The organism is Pseudomonas sp. GW458-11-26-14-LB4, from assembly GCF_059423925.1.
Genome location: NZ_JBWKYU010000012.1, coordinates 14,224 through 29,643, shown reverse-complemented (window position 1 = coordinate 29,643; position 15,420 = coordinate 14,224). Strand labels below are relative to the sequence as shown.

Annotated in this window: 10 protein-coding genes; 2 read left to right on the top strand and 8 right to left on the bottom strand. The window is 62.2% G+C overall.

All coding sequences use genetic code 11. The features are described from left to right. Window positions 1-27 precede the first annotated feature (27 nt). Window positions 28-1,488 carry a membrane-bound lytic murein transglycosylase MltF gene (gene mltF, locus AC07XZ_RS17060; RefSeq protein ID WP_011332593.1) on the bottom strand — a complete coding sequence of 487 codons (1,461 nt, stop codon included), beginning with the start codon at window positions 1,486-1,488 and terminating at the stop codon, window positions 28-30. A 285-nt stretch (window positions 1,489-1,773) separates the two neighbouring features. Here mltF and purL point away from each other — a divergent pair, with 285 nt between their 5' ends. Together purL and AC07XZ_RS17050 are read left to right on the top strand one after the other, a co-directional pair. Next, complete coding sequence (purL, locus tag AC07XZ_RS17055; protein WP_085747011.1) at window positions 1,774-5,670, top strand: phosphoribosylformylglycinamidine synthase; 3,897 nt, start codon at window positions 1,774-1,776, stop codon at window positions 5,668-5,670. A gap of 5 nt (window positions 5,671-5,675) precedes the next feature. Further along, the gene (locus AC07XZ_RS17050; RefSeq protein WP_102686923.1) at window positions 5,676-5,987 is read left to right on the top strand and encodes a YqfO family protein; all 312 of its coding nucleotides are present in this window, start codon (window positions 5,676-5,678) and stop codon (window positions 5,985-5,987) included. 668 nt (window positions 5,988-6,655) lie between these two features. Here AC07XZ_RS17050 and nagE read toward each other — a convergent pair. From nagE to AC07XZ_RS17015, 7 genes are all read right to left on the bottom strand, one after another. Beyond that, window positions 6,656-8,371 carry an N-acetylglucosamine-specific PTS transporter subunit IIBC gene (gene nagE, locus AC07XZ_RS17045; RefSeq protein ID WP_102686924.1) on the bottom strand — a complete coding sequence of 572 codons (1,716 nt, stop codon included), beginning with the start codon at window positions 8,369-8,371 and terminating at the stop codon, window positions 6,656-6,658. A 23-nt stretch (window positions 8,372-8,394) separates the two neighbouring features. Further along, window positions 8,395-10,908, bottom strand: a complete 2,514-nt coding sequence (gene ptsP, locus AC07XZ_RS17040) for a phosphoenolpyruvate--protein phosphotransferase (protein WP_102686925.1) — start codon at window positions 10,906-10,908, stop codon at window positions 8,395-8,397. Window positions 10,909-10,943: 35 nt separating this feature from the next. Beyond that, window positions 10,944-11,966 (bottom strand): SIS domain-containing protein, encoded by a 1,023-nt coding sequence (locus AC07XZ_RS17035; protein WP_102686926.1) that lies wholly within the window; start codon window positions 11,964-11,966, stop codon window positions 10,944-10,946. Then, window positions 11,947-13,053 carry an N-acetylglucosamine-6-phosphate deacetylase gene (gene nagA, locus AC07XZ_RS17030; RefSeq protein WP_102686927.1) on the bottom strand — a complete coding sequence of 369 codons (1,107 nt, stop codon included), beginning with the start codon at window positions 13,051-13,053 and terminating at the stop codon, window positions 11,947-11,949. Before nagA ends, AC07XZ_RS17035 begins: the two co-directional genes overlap by 20 nt. Before the next feature lie 30 nt (window positions 13,054-13,083). Continuing rightward, on the bottom strand, window positions 13,084-13,815 hold the full coding sequence (locus tag AC07XZ_RS17025; protein WP_007954613.1) for a GntR family transcriptional regulator: 732 nt from the start codon (window positions 13,813-13,815) through the stop codon (window positions 13,084-13,086). A gap of 328 nt (window positions 13,816-14,143) precedes the next feature. Then, a complete protein-coding gene (locus AC07XZ_RS17020; RefSeq protein WP_007954614.1) occupies window positions 14,144-14,659 on the bottom strand; it encodes a L,D-transpeptidase family protein in 516 nt (171 codons plus the stop codon). Window positions 14,660-14,761: 102 nt separating this feature from the next. Beyond that, on the bottom strand, window positions 14,762-15,313 hold the full coding sequence (locus AC07XZ_RS17015; protein ID WP_085747017.1) for an NUDIX hydrolase: 552 nt from the start codon (window positions 15,311-15,313) through the stop codon (window positions 14,762-14,764). Window positions 15,314-15,420 lie beyond the last annotated feature (107 nt).

Below are 15,420 nucleotides of genomic sequence, written 5' to 3'. Positions count from 1 at the left end.
TGCTCCCACATTTGTATTGGGGATGGGTTAAAGCGGGGCGGGCTCTTGAGCCGGTTTCGATTTATCGATCCCCGGCACATGCAGGTTGCCCTCGGCCACTTGATCGCCTTCAAGCTGCGGCTGGGTCACCCACGTCAGGATGTCGTAGTAGCGACGGATGTTCGCCACGAAATGCACCGGTTCGCCGCCCCGGGCGTAGCCGTAGCGGGTCTTGCTGTACCACTGCTTCTGCGACAGGCGCGGCAGGATCTTTTTCACATCCAGCCACTTGTCCGGGTTCAACCCTTCCTTGGCCGCCAGTTTGCGCGCGTCATCCAGATGACCGCTGCCGACGTTGTAGGCCGCCAGAGCAAACCAGGTGCGATCCGGTTCCTGGATCGACTCGTCGAGCTGATCCTTCATGTAGGCCAGGTACTTGGCGCCGCCCATGATGCTCTGCTTCGGATCGAGGCGGTTGGACACGCCCATGGCCTGAGCGGTGTTCTGGGTCAGCATCATCAGCCCGCGCACGCCGGTCTTCGAGGTGACCGCCGGTTGCCACAGTGATTCCTGATAACCGATGGCCGCCAGCAGGCGCCAGTCGACTTTCTCTTTCTTGGCGTAGGCCTTGAAGTGCTGTTCGTATTTGGGCAGCCGCTGCTGCAGATGCTGGGCGAAGGTGGTGGCACCCATGTAGCCGAGGACGTCGACGTGGCCGTAATAGCGGTCTTTCAGACGTTGCAGGGTGCCGTTCTTCTGCACCTTGTCCAGATAACTGTTGATCTCGTTGAGCAGGCTGTTGTCTTCGCCGGCGGCCACGGCCCAGCTCTGGCTGCGCGCGTCGCCGAGGTCGAAGGCCACGCGGATGTTGGTGAAATACACCTGGTTCATCGCCACTTCGTTGGAATCGACCAGGGTCAGGTCGATCTGACCTTCATCGACCATGCGCAGCAGGTCGACCACTTCAACGGCGTCGGATTCTTCGTACTGGATGCCAGGATATTTCTGTTTCAGCTCCGCCAGTTGTTCGGCGTGGGTGCTGCCCTTGAGCACCATGATCTTCTTGCCCACCAGATCGCCGGCGTCGGTAGGACGAGATTGGCCGTTGCGATAGATGATCTGCGGGGTGACTTCGAGGTAGGAGCGGGAGAAGCGCACCTGTTTCTTGCGCTGTTCGCTGCTGACCAGGCCGGCGGCGGCCAGTACCGGGCCGTTCGGCTTGCCGACCTGGTTGAACAGGTCGTCGAGGTTGTCGGCGGTTTCAATCTTCAGCTCGACCCCCAAATCGTCGGCGAAGCGCTTCACCAGCTCGTATTCGAAGCCGGTTTCACCGCTGCGATCCTGAAAGTAGGTGGCGGGGCTGTTTCGGGTGACCACCCGCAGCACGCCATCCTCCTTTACGCGCTCGAGTGTGTTGGGTTTATCAACACAGCCACTGAGCATCAGGAAGAGTCCGGTAGCGATCAGCCATTTGGCGTATCGCGGACGCAAAGCCGTTGGGGAAAACATGTGCGCAGTATACGCAAAGGACAACGGGCGCCATATCTCGACAGTGGCGGGGTTGTCTGCTAGGGATCACAAAACCGCGCGAAACCCCGCAGAAACGGGACCGAAAGGCATTTTGTGACAGAAAAAATAACCCGCGTTCCAACACCCTATAAATTTGACCCTCAAGGCAGGAACACCACTCGACATCCGGGTGCAACCGTGCGTAGCGTTTCGGGTGATGTTGAGGGCGGTTTAGGCTAGAATGCACGGCCTCAAAGCACACCCCTTCCCGAGGCTGTCCCGAAGATGTTGATCCTGCGCGGCGCTCCTGCCCTTTCTGCCTTTCGCCACAGCAAACTCCTTGAGCAACTGAGCCAGAAGGTTCCGGCTGTCAGTGGCTTGTATGCTGAATTCGCTCACTTCGCCGAAGTCACCGGCGTCCTGACCGGCGACGAACAGCAGGTGCTTGCGCGCCTTCTGAAGTACGGTCCAAGCGTTCCGGTTCAAGAGCCGACCGGTCGTCTGTTCCTGGTATTGCCGCGTTTCGGCACCATCTCGCCATGGTCGAGCAAGGCCAGCGACATCGCCCGCAACTGCGGCCTGAGCAAGATCCAGCGCCTGGAGCGCGGCATCGCGTTCTACGTGGCCGGTCAGTTCAGCGAAACCGAAGCGCAGCAGATTGCAGACGTACTGCATGACCGCATGACTCAGATCGTTCTGGCCAACCTCGAGCAGGCTGCCGGTCTGTTCAGCCACGCCGAACCGAAGCCGCTGACCGCCATCGACATCCTCGGCGGCGGTCGCGCCGCACTGGAAAAAGCCAACGTCGAACTGGGCCTGGCTCTGGCCGAAGACGAGATCGATTATCTGGTCAACGCCTTCAACGGTCTCAAGCGCAACCCGCATGACATCGAACTGATGATGTTCGCCCAGGCCAACTCCGAGCACTGCCGCCACAAGATCTTCAACGCCAGTTGGGATATTGACGGCGAGAGCCAGGAAAAAAGCCTGTTCGGCATGATCAAGAACACCTATCAGATGCACAGCGAAGGCGTGCTGTCCGCTTACAAGGACAACGCTTCGGTGATCGTCGGCAACGTCGCCGGCCGCTTCTTCCCGGATCCGGAAACCCGCCAGTACGGCGCGGTGCAGGAACCGGTGCACATCCTGATGAAGGTCGAAACCCACAACCACCCGACCGCGATCGCTCCGTTCCCGGGCGCGTCCACCGGTTCCGGCGGCGAGATCCGCGACGAAGGTGCAACCGGTCGTGGCGCCAAGCCGAAAGCCGGCCTGACCGGGTTCACAGTGTCGAACCTGCAGATCCCTGGGTTCGAACAGCCGTGGGAAGTGCCGTACGGCAAACCTGAGCGCATCGTCAACGCGCTGGACATCATGATCGAAGGCCCGCTGGGCGGCGCTGCGTTCAACAACGAATTCGGCCGTCCGGCCCTGACCGGTTACTTCCGTACCTTCGAACAGTCGATCACCACCCCGCACGGTGATGAAGTTCGCGGTTACCACAAACCGATCATGCTGGCTGGTGGCATGGGCAACATCCGTGAAGAGCACGTCAAGAAAGGCGAGATTCTGGTCGGCTCGAAGCTGATCGTCCTCGGCGGCCCGGCGATGCTGATCGGTCTGGGCGGCGGCGCTGCTTCCTCCATGGCTACCGGCACCAGCTCGGCGGATCTGGACTTCGCTTCCGTTCAGCGTGAAAACCCTGAAATGGAACGTCGCTGCCAGGAAGTCATCGACCGTTGCTGGCAGCTTGGCGACAAGAACCCGATCAGCTTCATCCACGACGTGGGTGCGGGTGGTCTGTCCAACGCCTTCCCGGAACTGGTCAACGATGGCGACCGCGGTGGCCGTTTCGAACTGCGCAACATTCCAAACGACGAGCCGGGCATGGCCCCGCACGAAATCTGGTCCAACGAATCCCAGGAACGTTACGTTCTGGCGGTCGGTCCGGCCGACTTCGAGCGCTTCAAGGCGATCTGCGAACGTGAGCGTTGCCCGTTTGCCGTTGTCGGCGAAGCCACCGCCGAGCCGCAACTGACCGTGACCGACAGCCACTTCGGCAACAACCCGGTGGACATGCCACTGGAAGTGTTGCTGGGCAAGGCGCCGCGCATGCACCGTTCGGTGGTTCGCGAAGCCGAGCTGGGCGATGACTTCGATCCGTCGAACCTCGACATCGGCGAAAGCATCGAGCGCGTTCTGCACCACCCGGCCGTGGCAAGCAAAAGCTTCCTGATCACCATCGGCGACCGCACCATCACCGGCCTCGTGGCCCGTGACCAGATGGTCGGCCCTTGGCAGGTTCCGGTGGCCGACGTAGCCGTCACCGCCACCAGTTTCGACGTCTACACCGGTGAAGCGATGGCGATGGGCGAGCGCACTCCGCTGGCGCTGCTGGACGCTCCGGCGTCGGGCCGCATGGCCATCGGCGAAACCATCACCAACATTGCCGCCTCGCGCATCAACAAGCTCTCCGACATCAAACTGTCGGCGAACTGGATGTCCGCTGCCGGCCACCCGGGCGAAGACGCGCGTCTGTACGACACCGTGAAAGCGGTCGGCATGGAACTGTGCCCTGAGCTGGGCATCACCATTCCGGTCGGCAAGGACTCGATGTCCATGGCCACCCGCTGGAACGACAACGGCGAAGACAAGACCGTCACCTCGCCGATGTCCCTGATCGTGACCGGTTTCGCGCCAGTGGCTGACATCCGTCAGACCCTGACTCCGGAACTGCGCATGGACAAGGGCACCACCGACCTGATCCTGATCGACCTCGGTCGCGGCCAGAACCGTATGGGCGCTTCGATCCTCGCGCAGGTTCACGGCAAGCTCGGCAAGCAGGCTCCGGACGTCGACGACGCCGAAGACCTGAAAGCGTTCTTCGCAGTGATCCAGGGCCTCAACGCCGACGGTCACCTGCTGGCTTACCACGACCGTTCCGACGGTGGTCTGCTGACCTCCGTGGTGGAAATGGCTTTCGCCGGCCACTGCGGTCTGAGCCTGAACCTGGACAGCGTTGCCGAAAGCTCCGCTGAAATCGCCGCCATCCTGTTCAACGAAGAACTGGGTGCCGTGATCCAGGTTCGCCAGGACGCGACTCCGGACATCCTCGCCCAATTCAGCGCTGCCGGTCTGGGCGACTGCGTTTCGGTGATCGGTCAGCCGATCAATAACGGCCAGATCAACATCACCTTCAACGGTGACACCGTGTTCGAAGGCCAGCGTCGTCTGCTGCAACGTCAGTGGGCCGAGACCAGCTACCAGATCCAGCGTCTGCGCGACAACGCCGACTGCGCCGAGCAAGAGTTCGATGCGCTGCTGGAAGAAGACAACCCGGGCCTGAGCGTCAAGCTGAGCTACGACGTCAACCAGGACATCGCCGCGCCTTACATCAAGAAAGGCATCCGCCCACAGGTTGCCGTGCTGCGTGAGCAGGGCGTCAACGGTCAGGTGGAAATGGCGGCCGCGTTCGACCGCGCCGGTTTCAACGCGATCGACGTGCACATGAGCGACATTCTGGCCGGCCGCGTCGACCTGAACGAGTTCAAAGGTCTGGTGGCCTGCGGTGGTTTCTCCTACGGCGACGTTCTCGGCGCCGGTGAAGGCTGGGCCAAGTCCGCACTGTTCAACAGTCGCGCCCGCGATGCGTTCCAGGGGTTCTTCGAGCGTAACGACAGCTTTACCCTCGGCGTGTGCAACGGTTGCCAGATGATGTCCAACCTGCACGAGCTGATCCCGGGCAGCGAGTTCTGGCCGCACTTCGTGCGCAACCGCTCCGAGCAGTTCGAAGCGCGCGTGGCGATGGTTCAGGTTCAGGAATCGAACTCGATCTTCCTGCAGGGCATGGCCGGTTCGCGTATGCCGATCGCCATCGCTCACGGTGAAGGCCATGCCGAATTCGAAAGCGAAGAGGCACTGCTCGAAGCTGATCTGTCCGGTTGCGTGGCGATGCGTTTCGTCGACAACCACGGCAAGGTCACCGAAGCCTACCCGGCCAACCCGAACGGCTCGCCGCGCGGGATCACCGGCCTCACCAGCCGTGATGGCCGTGTGACGATCATGATGCCGCACCCGGAGCGTGTGTTCCGTGCCGTGCAGAACTCGTGGCGTTCGGAAGACTGGAACGAAGACGCTCCTTGGATGCGTATGTTCCGTAATGCTCGTGTGTGGGTGAACTAAGCGCTGTGTACAAGCTCGCTTTTTTTGTTCCTGACAGTCATGTCGAGGTGGTCAAGGATGCTGTGTTCGCTGCCGGTGGTGGGCGGATCGGTGATTATGACCACTGTGCTTGGCAGGTGCTTGGATCTGGTCAGTTTCGGCCTTTGGACGGCAGTCAGCCGTTCATTGGTGAGGCGGGGCGGTTTGAGCGGGTCGAGGAGTGGAAGGTTGAGCTTGTTGTTGGCGATGAGTTGATTCGCGCGGTAGTGGCGGCTCTTAAGTTGAGCCATCCCTACGAGACGCCGGCTTATGAAGTGTGGCGGCTGGAGGATTTTTGATCTTCCTTGGCTACTGAAATGGAAAACCCGCTGAGAGTGATTTCAGCGGGTTTTTTGTTGTTTGGGTTTTGGGGTTTGGGTTGGGTGTATATCCGTTTCTTCGAGTGCGGCGGCTTATGGTTCCGCCCTTACGGCGGGTCACTTTGGCAAACGCCCCAAAGTAACCAAAGGTCTGGGCCCCTGCGTTCGGCACCTCGCTTTGGCTCGGTGTTCCTTCGTTCCGGGATTCATCCGGGGGCATCGCCTACGGTTTGCTTCGCTGCACCTCCTCTCGATGCATGCGGCTTCGCCGCACGGTCGCTGCGCTCCCACCCCCGGATAAATCCCTCCACTCAGCCTTCCGAAGGGGCCAAAAGATCAAGAGCTTTACTCGAGCTAACGCTCATCGTGTTGAGTGGTGGGGAGCGAATGCAGAAGCTGAAGCTGAAGCAGGAGCAAGGAGCAGAAGAAGGGGAGGAAATAGAGGAAATAGAGGAAATAGAGGAAGCACGATTCGAGTTGCATGCATTTTATAACCCGAGTTCACCTCAGTATGTCACGTCGGCGTACCTCTCCCAAACAACGCGGTCAGTCCCCTCTCCCTCCGGGAGAGGGCTAGGGTGAGGGCTGGATTCGGAGTCCTATAAAGAAGCCTCGAATCACCCCCACCCATCGATTCAGAGGTCGCCCTAAACCTTGGCACTCACCTCACTCCGATTAACCAACCCCTCAAGCGCCGCACTCAAACTCTGCGCCCGCTCACCCACCAGCAAGTGCCACACGCCATCTTCCAGCGCGCTCACACCTAAACATCCAAGTTCTTTCAATCGGCTTTCCGAGAGCGCTTTGCCATCGGCCAGTTGCAGGCGGATCCGGCTCATGGCGATGCAGTCGAGTTGAAGCACGTTGTCGCTGCCGCCCAGGGCGCTCAGCCATTGCTGGGCCTGCGGTGCGGCTACAGCAACGGGCTCACTGGTTTCGACGACGGCGACAGGAGCAGCCACTACGGCTCGGCCCAATGCAGGCATCGCCAGGCGGATTTCGTCGGCAATGCTGTCGGCCATCGGCCCCACAACAACCTGCAAACTGCCGCCCTTGCCCGGACGTACCACGGCCATCGCGCCCAGAGCTTTCAAATCGGCATCGGAGGCTTTGTTGCGATCGACCATTTCCAGTCGCAGCCGCGTGGTGCATGCGCCGACGGTGACCAGATTTTCCGCGCCGCCGAGTGCCTTGATGTAAGCGCTTGCGCGTTCGTTTTCGGTCAGGACCGCTTTGTCGGCGGTGGCGACGTCTTCGCGTCCCGGGGTTTTCAGGTTGAAGCGGCGGATGCAGAAATCGAACACCGCGTAGTAGATGACCGCATAAACCAGTCCTACCGGTACCACCAGCCAGCCGTTGGTCGAGCGTCCCCAACCCAGCACCATGTCGATGAAACCGCCGGAGAAGGTGAAGCCCAGGTGGATGTTCAAGGCGTTGGTGATTGCCATCGACAATCCGGTCAGCAGCGCATGCAGCAGGAACAGCAGCGGTGCGAGGAACATGAAGGCGAATTCGATGGGTTCGGTGACGCCGGTGAGGAACGCGGTCAGGGCCATCGACAGGAAGATCCCGCCCATGACTTTGCGTCGCTCCGGCAGGGCGTTGCGGTACATCGCCAGGCAGGCGGCGGGGAGGCCGAAGATCATGACCGGGAACATACCGGTCATGAACTGGCCGCCTTTCGGGTCGCCGGCGAAGTAGCGGGACAGATCGCCGGTGACCAGTGCGCCGGTGGTTGGATCGGTGAAGTTGCCGAACACGAACCACGCCATGTTGTTGAGGATGTGGTGCAGGCCGGTGACGATGAGCAGGCGGTTGAACACGCCGAAGACGAACGCGCCGAAGCTGCCGCTTTCCATCAGCAGGGTGCCGAAGCTGTTGATGCCGTGCTGGATCGGCGGCCAGATATAGCCGAACAGCACGCCCAGGCCGACCGCGCTGAAACCGGTGACGATGGGGACGAAACGCCGGCCACCGAAGAATGCCAGGTACTCCGGCAGCTTGATGTCCTTGAAGCGGTTGTACAGCGCGCCGGCCATCAGGCCGCTGACGATCCCGGCGAGCATGCCCATGTTGATGCTGGCGTCGAGCACCTTGAGGGTGGAGATCATCACCAGGTAGCCGATCACTCCGGCGAGGCCGGCGGTGCCGTTGTTGTCCCGGGCGAAGCCGACCGCGATGCCGATGGCGAAGATCATTGCCAGGTTGGCGAAGATCACCTGGCCGGCGTCGTGGATGATCGCGATGTTCAGCAGGTCGGTGTCGCCCAGGCGCAGCAGCAGGCCGGCGATCGGCAGGATCGCGATCGGCAGCATCAGCGCGCGGCCGAGGCGTTGCAGGCCTTCGATGAAGAGTTGGTACATGGCGTTTGTCCTTGTTGTTTTTGTTAGCGCAGAGGCCAATGTTGATGACAGGCATGACGCACCGCGGCGGCGCTGCTCAGCTTGAGCAAGTCCCGGGCGAGGCGTTGGCATTCGGCTTCGTGCAACTGGCGCACGCGGTCTTTGATTTCGCCGATCTGTACCGGGCTCACCGACAGTTCGCTCACACCCAGGCCGATCAACACCGGCGTCGCCAGCGGATCGGAAGCCAAGGCGCCGCACACGCCAACCCAGCGTTTATGCACCGCCGCGCCTTCGCAGGTCATGGCGATCAGGCGCAGCAGCGCCGGGTGCAAGGCATCGACCCGTGCGGCGAGGCCTGCGTGGTCGCGGTCCATGGCCAGGGTGTATTGCGACAGGTCGTTGGTGCCGATGGACAGGAAGTCCGCGTGTTCGGCCAGTTGTTCGGCTTGCAGGGCGGCGGCCGGGACTTCGATCATCACGCCGATTTCCGGACGTTGATTGATGCCGAGTTCCAGACACAGCGCATCGACCCGCTGGCGGATGTGCAGCAGTTCGTCGACTTCGGTGACCATCGGCAGCAGTATCCGGCAGCGCTGCAACGGGCTGACTTGCAGCAGGGCGCGCAGTTGCTGATCGAGGATTTCCGGGCGGGCCTGGGCCAGGCGAATGCCGCGCAGGCCGAGTACGGGGTTGGCTTCCACCGGCAGCGGCAAGTAGTCGAGTTGTTTGTCGCCGCCGACGTCGATGGTGCGGATGATCACCGATTTGCCGCCCATGGCATCGATCACAGCTTGATAGGCGGCGCGTTGTTCTTCGACGTCCGGCGCAGTGTGGCGATCGACGAACAGAAACTCGGTGCGCAACAGGCCGACGCCGTCGGCGCCGTTGGCAAACGCATCGGCCGCCTCGTGGCTGGAGGCAACGTTGGCGACCACTTCGATGGCCACGCCATTGCGGGTTTCCGCCGGCAGATGGGCCTGAGCTTGCTGGGCGTCACGACGTTGTTGGCGGTCGATCTGCGCCTGGCGGACTTCGGCCAGACGTTCGGCATTCGGCGTCAGTTCGAGGCGCCCGCCGTCGGCGTCGAGGACCACCGATTGGCCTTGCGTCTGATCGAGCAGCGCCGAGCCCAGTGCGACCATGCACGGCAGGCCTTTGCCCCGGGCCAGAATCGCCACGTGGGACGTTGCGCCCCCTTCGGCCATGCACAAACCGGCGACGCCTTGCGCGCTCAGTTGCAGCAAATCCGAAGGCGTCAGTTCGTGAGCGGCGACGATGGCACCGGTCGGCACGTCGTAATGCCAGGCCTCACCGAGCAGCGCGCGCAGCACCCGTTGCTTGAGGTCGCGCAGATCGTTGGCGCGCTCGGCCAGCAGTGGGCTGCCGGTGTTTCGCAGCACTTCACATTGCGCATCGATGGACTGGCTCCAGGCGTGAGTCGCCGCCGTGCCGATTTCGATCGATTGCCGGGCGGCGTCGAGCAGGGCCGGGTCTTCCAGCAAGGCCAGGTGCGCGGCGAAGATTGCTTCTTCGTCGGCATTGCGGTGTTTTTTTGCTTGTGCGAGGGTGCCGTCGATTTCGCTGCGAACCTGATTCAGCGCGGTGTCGAGAATCTGTAGTTGTTGCTCGGGCTGATGATTGCCGCTGTCGGCTGGCAGGCTGATCGCGTTCAAGCGAAACAGCGGCCCGCCGACCATACCTGGTGCGGCGCACACGCCGTGCAACACACCGGCCTCGGCCGGGCGATTGCGTGGAGTGGCGGCAACCGGTGCGGCGGCGTGATGATCCTCCGGCAGGGCGGTGGCCAGTGCGGTGAGCAAGGCTTGCAACGCAGCCTGTGCGTCCGGGCCCTGGCAACTGACCTGCACTTCGTCCTGTTCGCCAATCGCCAGGCCCATCAAACCGATGAGGCTGTTGCACGGCGCCGACTTGCCGGCGAAATGCAGCTGCGAATGGCTTTTGAAACCTTGCGCGGTCTGGCGGATCAACGCCGCCGGGCGTGCATGCAGACCGCCGCGATGGGCGACCTGCACGTGGCCGTGAACTTCCGGGCCGCCGAGTTCCTCTGTGTTCGCCGCTGCGCTGTGACGAGCGACGATGTGCAGCAGTGGCTCGCCCACCTTCACCGTTTTCAGGGTGATGGGGCGCGCCTGGAAATCCTGGCTGTTGGTCAGGATCAGCAGGCTGACCAGGCTTTTGCACTGGCGGCCGACCTTGTCCAGGTCATAGCGCAGCAGCGGCTGGCCATTGCTGACCCGCGCGCCTTCCTTGACCAGCATCGAGAAGCCTTCGCCCTGCAACTCCACCGTGTCCAGACCAAGGTGCAGCAACAGCTCGGCGCCGTTGTCGGCGCGCACGGTCAGTGCATGGCCGGTGCGGGCGACGTGAATCACCACGCCGGCGCAGGGCGAATACAGGGTGTCGTTCAGCGGATCGATGGCAATGCCGTCGCCCATTGCGCCGCTGGCGAACACCGCGTCCGGGACTTTGGCGAGCGTGAGCACCGGGCCGCTGAGCGGGGCGCTTAAAGTCAGCTCTTTATTGTTGTTGTGCATGGCTCGGTCTCATCAGGAAAACGTTCGGTTTGGACTCAGTGCGTACGGGTGACTTTGCTCAGGTGTCGCGGCTGATCCGGGTCCATGCCACGGGCCACGGCCAGGCCGGCCGCCATCACATAGAAACTCTGGATCGCCAGGATCGGGTCGAGGGCCGGGTGTTCGGCACGGCTGAGGGTCAGGTCGCGCTCGCTCACGTCATCCGGCGCAGCCAGTAGCACGCGGGCGCCGCGTTGGCGCATCTCGGCTGCCAGGCTCAGCAGACCGGCCTGTTCGGCACCGCGCGGGGCGAACACCAGCAACGGGTAATGTTCGTCGATCAGGGCCATCGGGCCGTGGCGGACTTCGGCGCTGCTGAAGGCTTCGGCCTGGATCGCCGAGGTTTCCTTGAATTTCAGCGCGGCTTCCTGGGCAATGGCGAAACCGGCGCCACGGCCGATCACCATCAGGCGTTCGCAATCACGCAGGGCGTCGATGGCCAGGCTCCAGTCCTGTTGCGCAGCTTCGCGCAGGCCTTCGGGCAGGGCGTTGTGCGCCTCCAGCAATTCGCTGTCTTCTTTCCAGTGGGCAATCAGGCGGGCGCTGGCGCTGAGGGTGGCGATGAAACTCTTGGTCGCGGCGACGCTGCTTTCGGTGCCGGCCAGCAACGGCAGGCTGAATTCACAAGCAGCTTCCAGCGGCGAATCGGCAGCGTTGACCATCGACACGCTGAGGGCGCCGCGTTTGCGCAGCAGACGCAGACTGTTGACCAGATCCGGGCTCTGGCCCGATTGGGAGAACGCGAACGCGACCTGACCGCTGACCTTCAACGGCGCCTGTTGCATGGTCACCACGGACATCGGCAGCGACGCCACCGGTACGCCGAGTTGCTGCATGGTCAGGTAGGCGAAGTAGCTCGCCGCATGGTCGGAGCTGCCACGGGCAACGGTCATCGCCACTTGCGGCGGCTGACGGCGCAGGCGTCCGGCGATCTCGATCATTGGCGGGTCGAGCTGTTGCAGTTGTGCTTGCACGGCCTCGAACGAGGACAGCGCCTCCTCAAGCATTTTTGAAGTCAATGTCTTCTCCTTCGACCATGACGGCGGTCAGTGTGAGTGAGCGATCCAGCCGCACGCAGTCGGCCCAGGCGCCGGGTTGCAGGCGCCCGCGTTCGGTGATGCCGAGATAGTCGGCGGGGAATTGCGAAAGACGTTGCGAGGCCTCGGCGATCGGCAGACCGATTTTCACCAGATTGCGCAGGGCCTGATCCATGGTCAGAGTGCTGCCGGCCAGGGTGCCGTCGGGCAGGCGCACGCCGCCCAGGCATTTGGTGACGGTGTGGCTGCCGAGCTTGTATTCACCGTCGGGCATGCCGGCGGCGGCGGTCGAGTCGGTGACGCAGTACAGGCACTGAATCGAGCGCAGGGCGACGCGGATCGCGCCGGGGTGTACGTGCAGCAAGTCCGGAATCAGCTCGGCGAATTTGGCATGGGCCAGCGCCGCGCCGACGATGCCAGGCTCGCGGTGATGCAGCGGGCTCATGGCGTTGTACAAGTGGGTGAAACTGGTGGCGCCGGCTTCGAGGGCGGCGACGCCTTCCTCGTAACTGCCGAGGGTGTGGCCGATCTGCATGCGGATGCCACGGCTGCTGAGTTCACGAATCAAGCCGTCATGGCCGGCGATTTCCGGGGCGATGGTGATCACCCGGATTGGCGCGAGTGCCAGATAGTCTTCGACTTCGGCCATCAACGCGGTGTGGGCGAAGTTCGGCTGGGCGCCGAGTTTGCCGGGATTGATGTACGGGCCTTCGAGGTGCACGCCGAGCACTCGGGCGGCGCCTTTCGGACGCTGTTCGCAGAATTCGCCGACCTCCTTGAGCACGCTGGCAATCTCGGCACTCGGCGCGGTCATGGTGGTGGCCAGCAGCGAGGTGGTGCCGAAGCGCACGTGGGTCTTGGTGATGGTCTCGAACGCGCTGGCGCCTTCCATGATGTCCTTGCCGCCACCGCCGTGGACGTGCAGGTCGATGAAACCCGGCAGCAGATAAGGCAGGTCATTGGTCGCCGGATCGCAAGGCACGCCTTCGATCGACACGACTCTGCCGTGTTCGTGGATCAGCCGGCCGCGAATCCAGCCGTCAGCGGTGAGGATGTTGTCTTCAGACATTTCGCTTCTCTCGTTTGGCCTGGCTGCTGATCAGCGGCGAAGCTCTGCAACAAAGTCGTAGTAGTCGTTGCGGCAATAGGTGTCGGTGACTTCGATCGGCGTGTTGTCTTCCAGGTAGCCGACCCGGGTCATCAGCAGCATCGCGGTGCCGGGGGCGATGCCGACGAGTGCGGCGAACTCGTCCGAGGCGTTGATCGCCTGGATGTGCTGCAAGGCGCGCACGATCGGTTTGCCGATGCTGTCGAGGTGTTCGTAGAGGGAATCGCCCACCACCTGTGGCTTGGGCATGATCGAGGCGGGCAGGGTGCTCATCTCGATGGCCATCACGGTGTCGTCGGCTTTGCGCAGGCGTTTCATGCGCGCGACCTTGTCGTTCGGCGACAGGCCGAGGCGGATCAGTTCTTCGTGGGTCGGCAGGGTGATTTCCCGCTCGAGCCATTGCGAGCTGGGCACGAAGCCCTTGAGGCGCAGCATTTCGCTGAAACCCGACAGACGCGAGAGCGGTTGTTCAAGGCGCGGGGTGATGAAAGTGCCGGAACCTTGCAGGCGGCGGATCAGACCTTGATCGAGCAGGACTTCCAGCGCCTTGCGCGCGGTGACCCGGGAAATCCCCAACATCTCGCTGAGATTGCGTTCCGACGGCATCGCCTGTTCGGCTTTCCACTGGCCGGCATGGATCGCCGCTTCCAGGTTGCGCGCCAGTTGCAGGTACAGCGGCGTCGGCTGGGAGTCGTCAGGGCGCAGGGCGTGGAGGTCGTTCATGCAAGGCACTTCCGGAGCTGATATTGGTTTGTTGTCGCTCGCTGTTTCGGCGAAAACTAATACCACTTGCATACCATGTCAACGCAGCGGAAAGGCCTGTAGTCCTTTGGAATCGGGTGTTTCAGGGCGGGTGGCTTCAAGTGGTATTAGCGGTGGGCTATGGAAAGCAAAAGATCGCCGTCTGCGGCAGTTCTGGCGGGTGAAAGTGGTATCACCGTTCAGACGTTGCCGCAGGCTGCGATCTTTTGAATTTATTTTTTACGGGCGACCAATGGTCAGGAGAAAGGGCCGCTTCGCGGCCCATTGCAACAACTGCCTGGTTACGGAATCAGGGGCGGATTTCGATCATCGTGCCGTCCGGCACCAGGTTCCAGACTTCGCGCATGTCGACGTTGCGCATGGCGATGCAGCCATCGGTCCAGTCCAGGGTATGGAACAGTTGTTCCGGGTTGTCTTCGGAGTCCGGCGTGCCGTGGATCATGATCATGCCGCCAGGCTCGACGCCTTCGCGGCGGGCGCGGGCGGAGTCGCTGATGTTCGGGTAAGAGATGTGCATCGACAGGTTGAATTTGTCGCTGGTCTTGCGCCAGTCGATCCAATAGAAACCTTCCGGTGTGCGCTTGTCGCCCTCAATCAGCTTCGGGCCTTTTTTCGCGCCCTTGCCCAAGGAAATGCGATAGCTCTTGAGTGGCTTGCCGTCGGCAATCAACTGCAGCTGATGGGCCGATTTGAGCACCAGTACTTTTTCGATGAGCGGGGTGTTCGAAGGCGTCACGGTGGTCACGAATGACGCTTGGGAGACGGTGACGAACGACAGGCAGAACAGGGCAAGCAACCAGCGCATTGAAACGATTCCCCAGAAATGAAGCAGATACTTTATTTATAGATAGTGTGCAGGCGCTGTCGCGGGCTGCGTTAGCCGGTTATCGGCCGGCCGCCGTCGAAATCAAGTAATGGCCGGTTGAGTGAGCGGCGGGATCGATTCGGAGCGAACCGGATAGACCTCGACGCGCCGGTCAGCGAAGAAACATTCCAAAGTACGGCCCACCGTACGGAAAGCCAGCTCGTCCCAGGGAATGTCTTCCTCGTCGAACAGTTGCACTTCCAGGCTTTCGGGGCCGGCGGCGAAGTCCAGATCCGCCAGCTCGGCGCGGAAAAACACATGCACCTGACTGATATGTGGCACGTCGATCAGGGTGTAGATGCTCAGGTTGCGCACCCGGGCGCAGGCTTCCTCGGCGGTTTCGCGAATGGCGGCCTGTTCGATGGTCTCGCCGTTCTCCATGAACCCGGCGGGCAGCGTCCAGTAACCGAGGCGTGGCTCGATGGCGCGGCGGCACAGCAGGACTTTGGTGCCCCAGGTCGGCACGCAACCGGCCACGATATTGGGGTTCTGGTAGTGAATCGTCTGACAGCTGTCGCAGACGAATCGCAGCCGCGAGTCGCCTTCGGGAATGCGCTGGGTCACCGGGTTGCCGCACTGGCTGCAAAATTTCATGCTGGGGTTCCTGAATGCTGCGCCTATCTTGGCGTGCAGCGGTGTCAGTCGGCAAGTTGTCGTTTCGCGACATGACCGCCGTTCGGGGCTTGGGCGGTCGCAATGAT

What these genes read in the sequence shown, in the direction of transcription:
- mltF (WP_011332593.1), bottom strand. Translation starts at nt 1,488, where the DNA reads ATGTTTTCCCCAACGGCTTTGCGTCCGCGATACGCCAAATGGCTGATC.
- purL (WP_085747011.1), top strand. Translation starts at nt 1,774, where the DNA reads ATGTTGATCCTGCGCGGCGCTCCTGCCCTTTCTGCCTTTCGCCACAGC.
- nagE (WP_102686924.1), bottom strand. Translation starts at nt 8,371, where the DNA reads ATGTACCAACTCTTCATCGAAGGCCTGCAACGCCTCGGCCGCGCGCTG.
- ptsP (WP_102686925.1), bottom strand. Translation starts at nt 10,908, where the DNA reads ATGCACAACAACAATAAAGAGCTGACTTTAAGCGCCCCGCTCAGCGGC.
- nagA (WP_102686927.1), bottom strand. Translation starts at nt 13,053, where the DNA reads ATGTCTGAAGACAACATCCTCACCGCTGACGGCTGGATTCGCGGCCGG.
- AC07XZ_RS17025 (WP_007954613.1), bottom strand. Translation starts at nt 13,815, where the DNA reads ATGAACGACCTCCACGCCCTGCGCCCTGACGACTCCCAGCCGACGCCG.
- AC07XZ_RS17020 (WP_007954614.1), bottom strand. Translation starts at nt 14,659, where the DNA reads ATGCGCTGGTTGCTTGCCCTGTTCTGCCTGTCGTTCGTCACCGTCTCC.
- AC07XZ_RS17015 (WP_085747017.1), bottom strand. Translation starts at nt 15,313, where the DNA reads ATGAAATTTTGCAGCCAGTGCGGCAACCCGGTGACCCAGCGCATTCCC.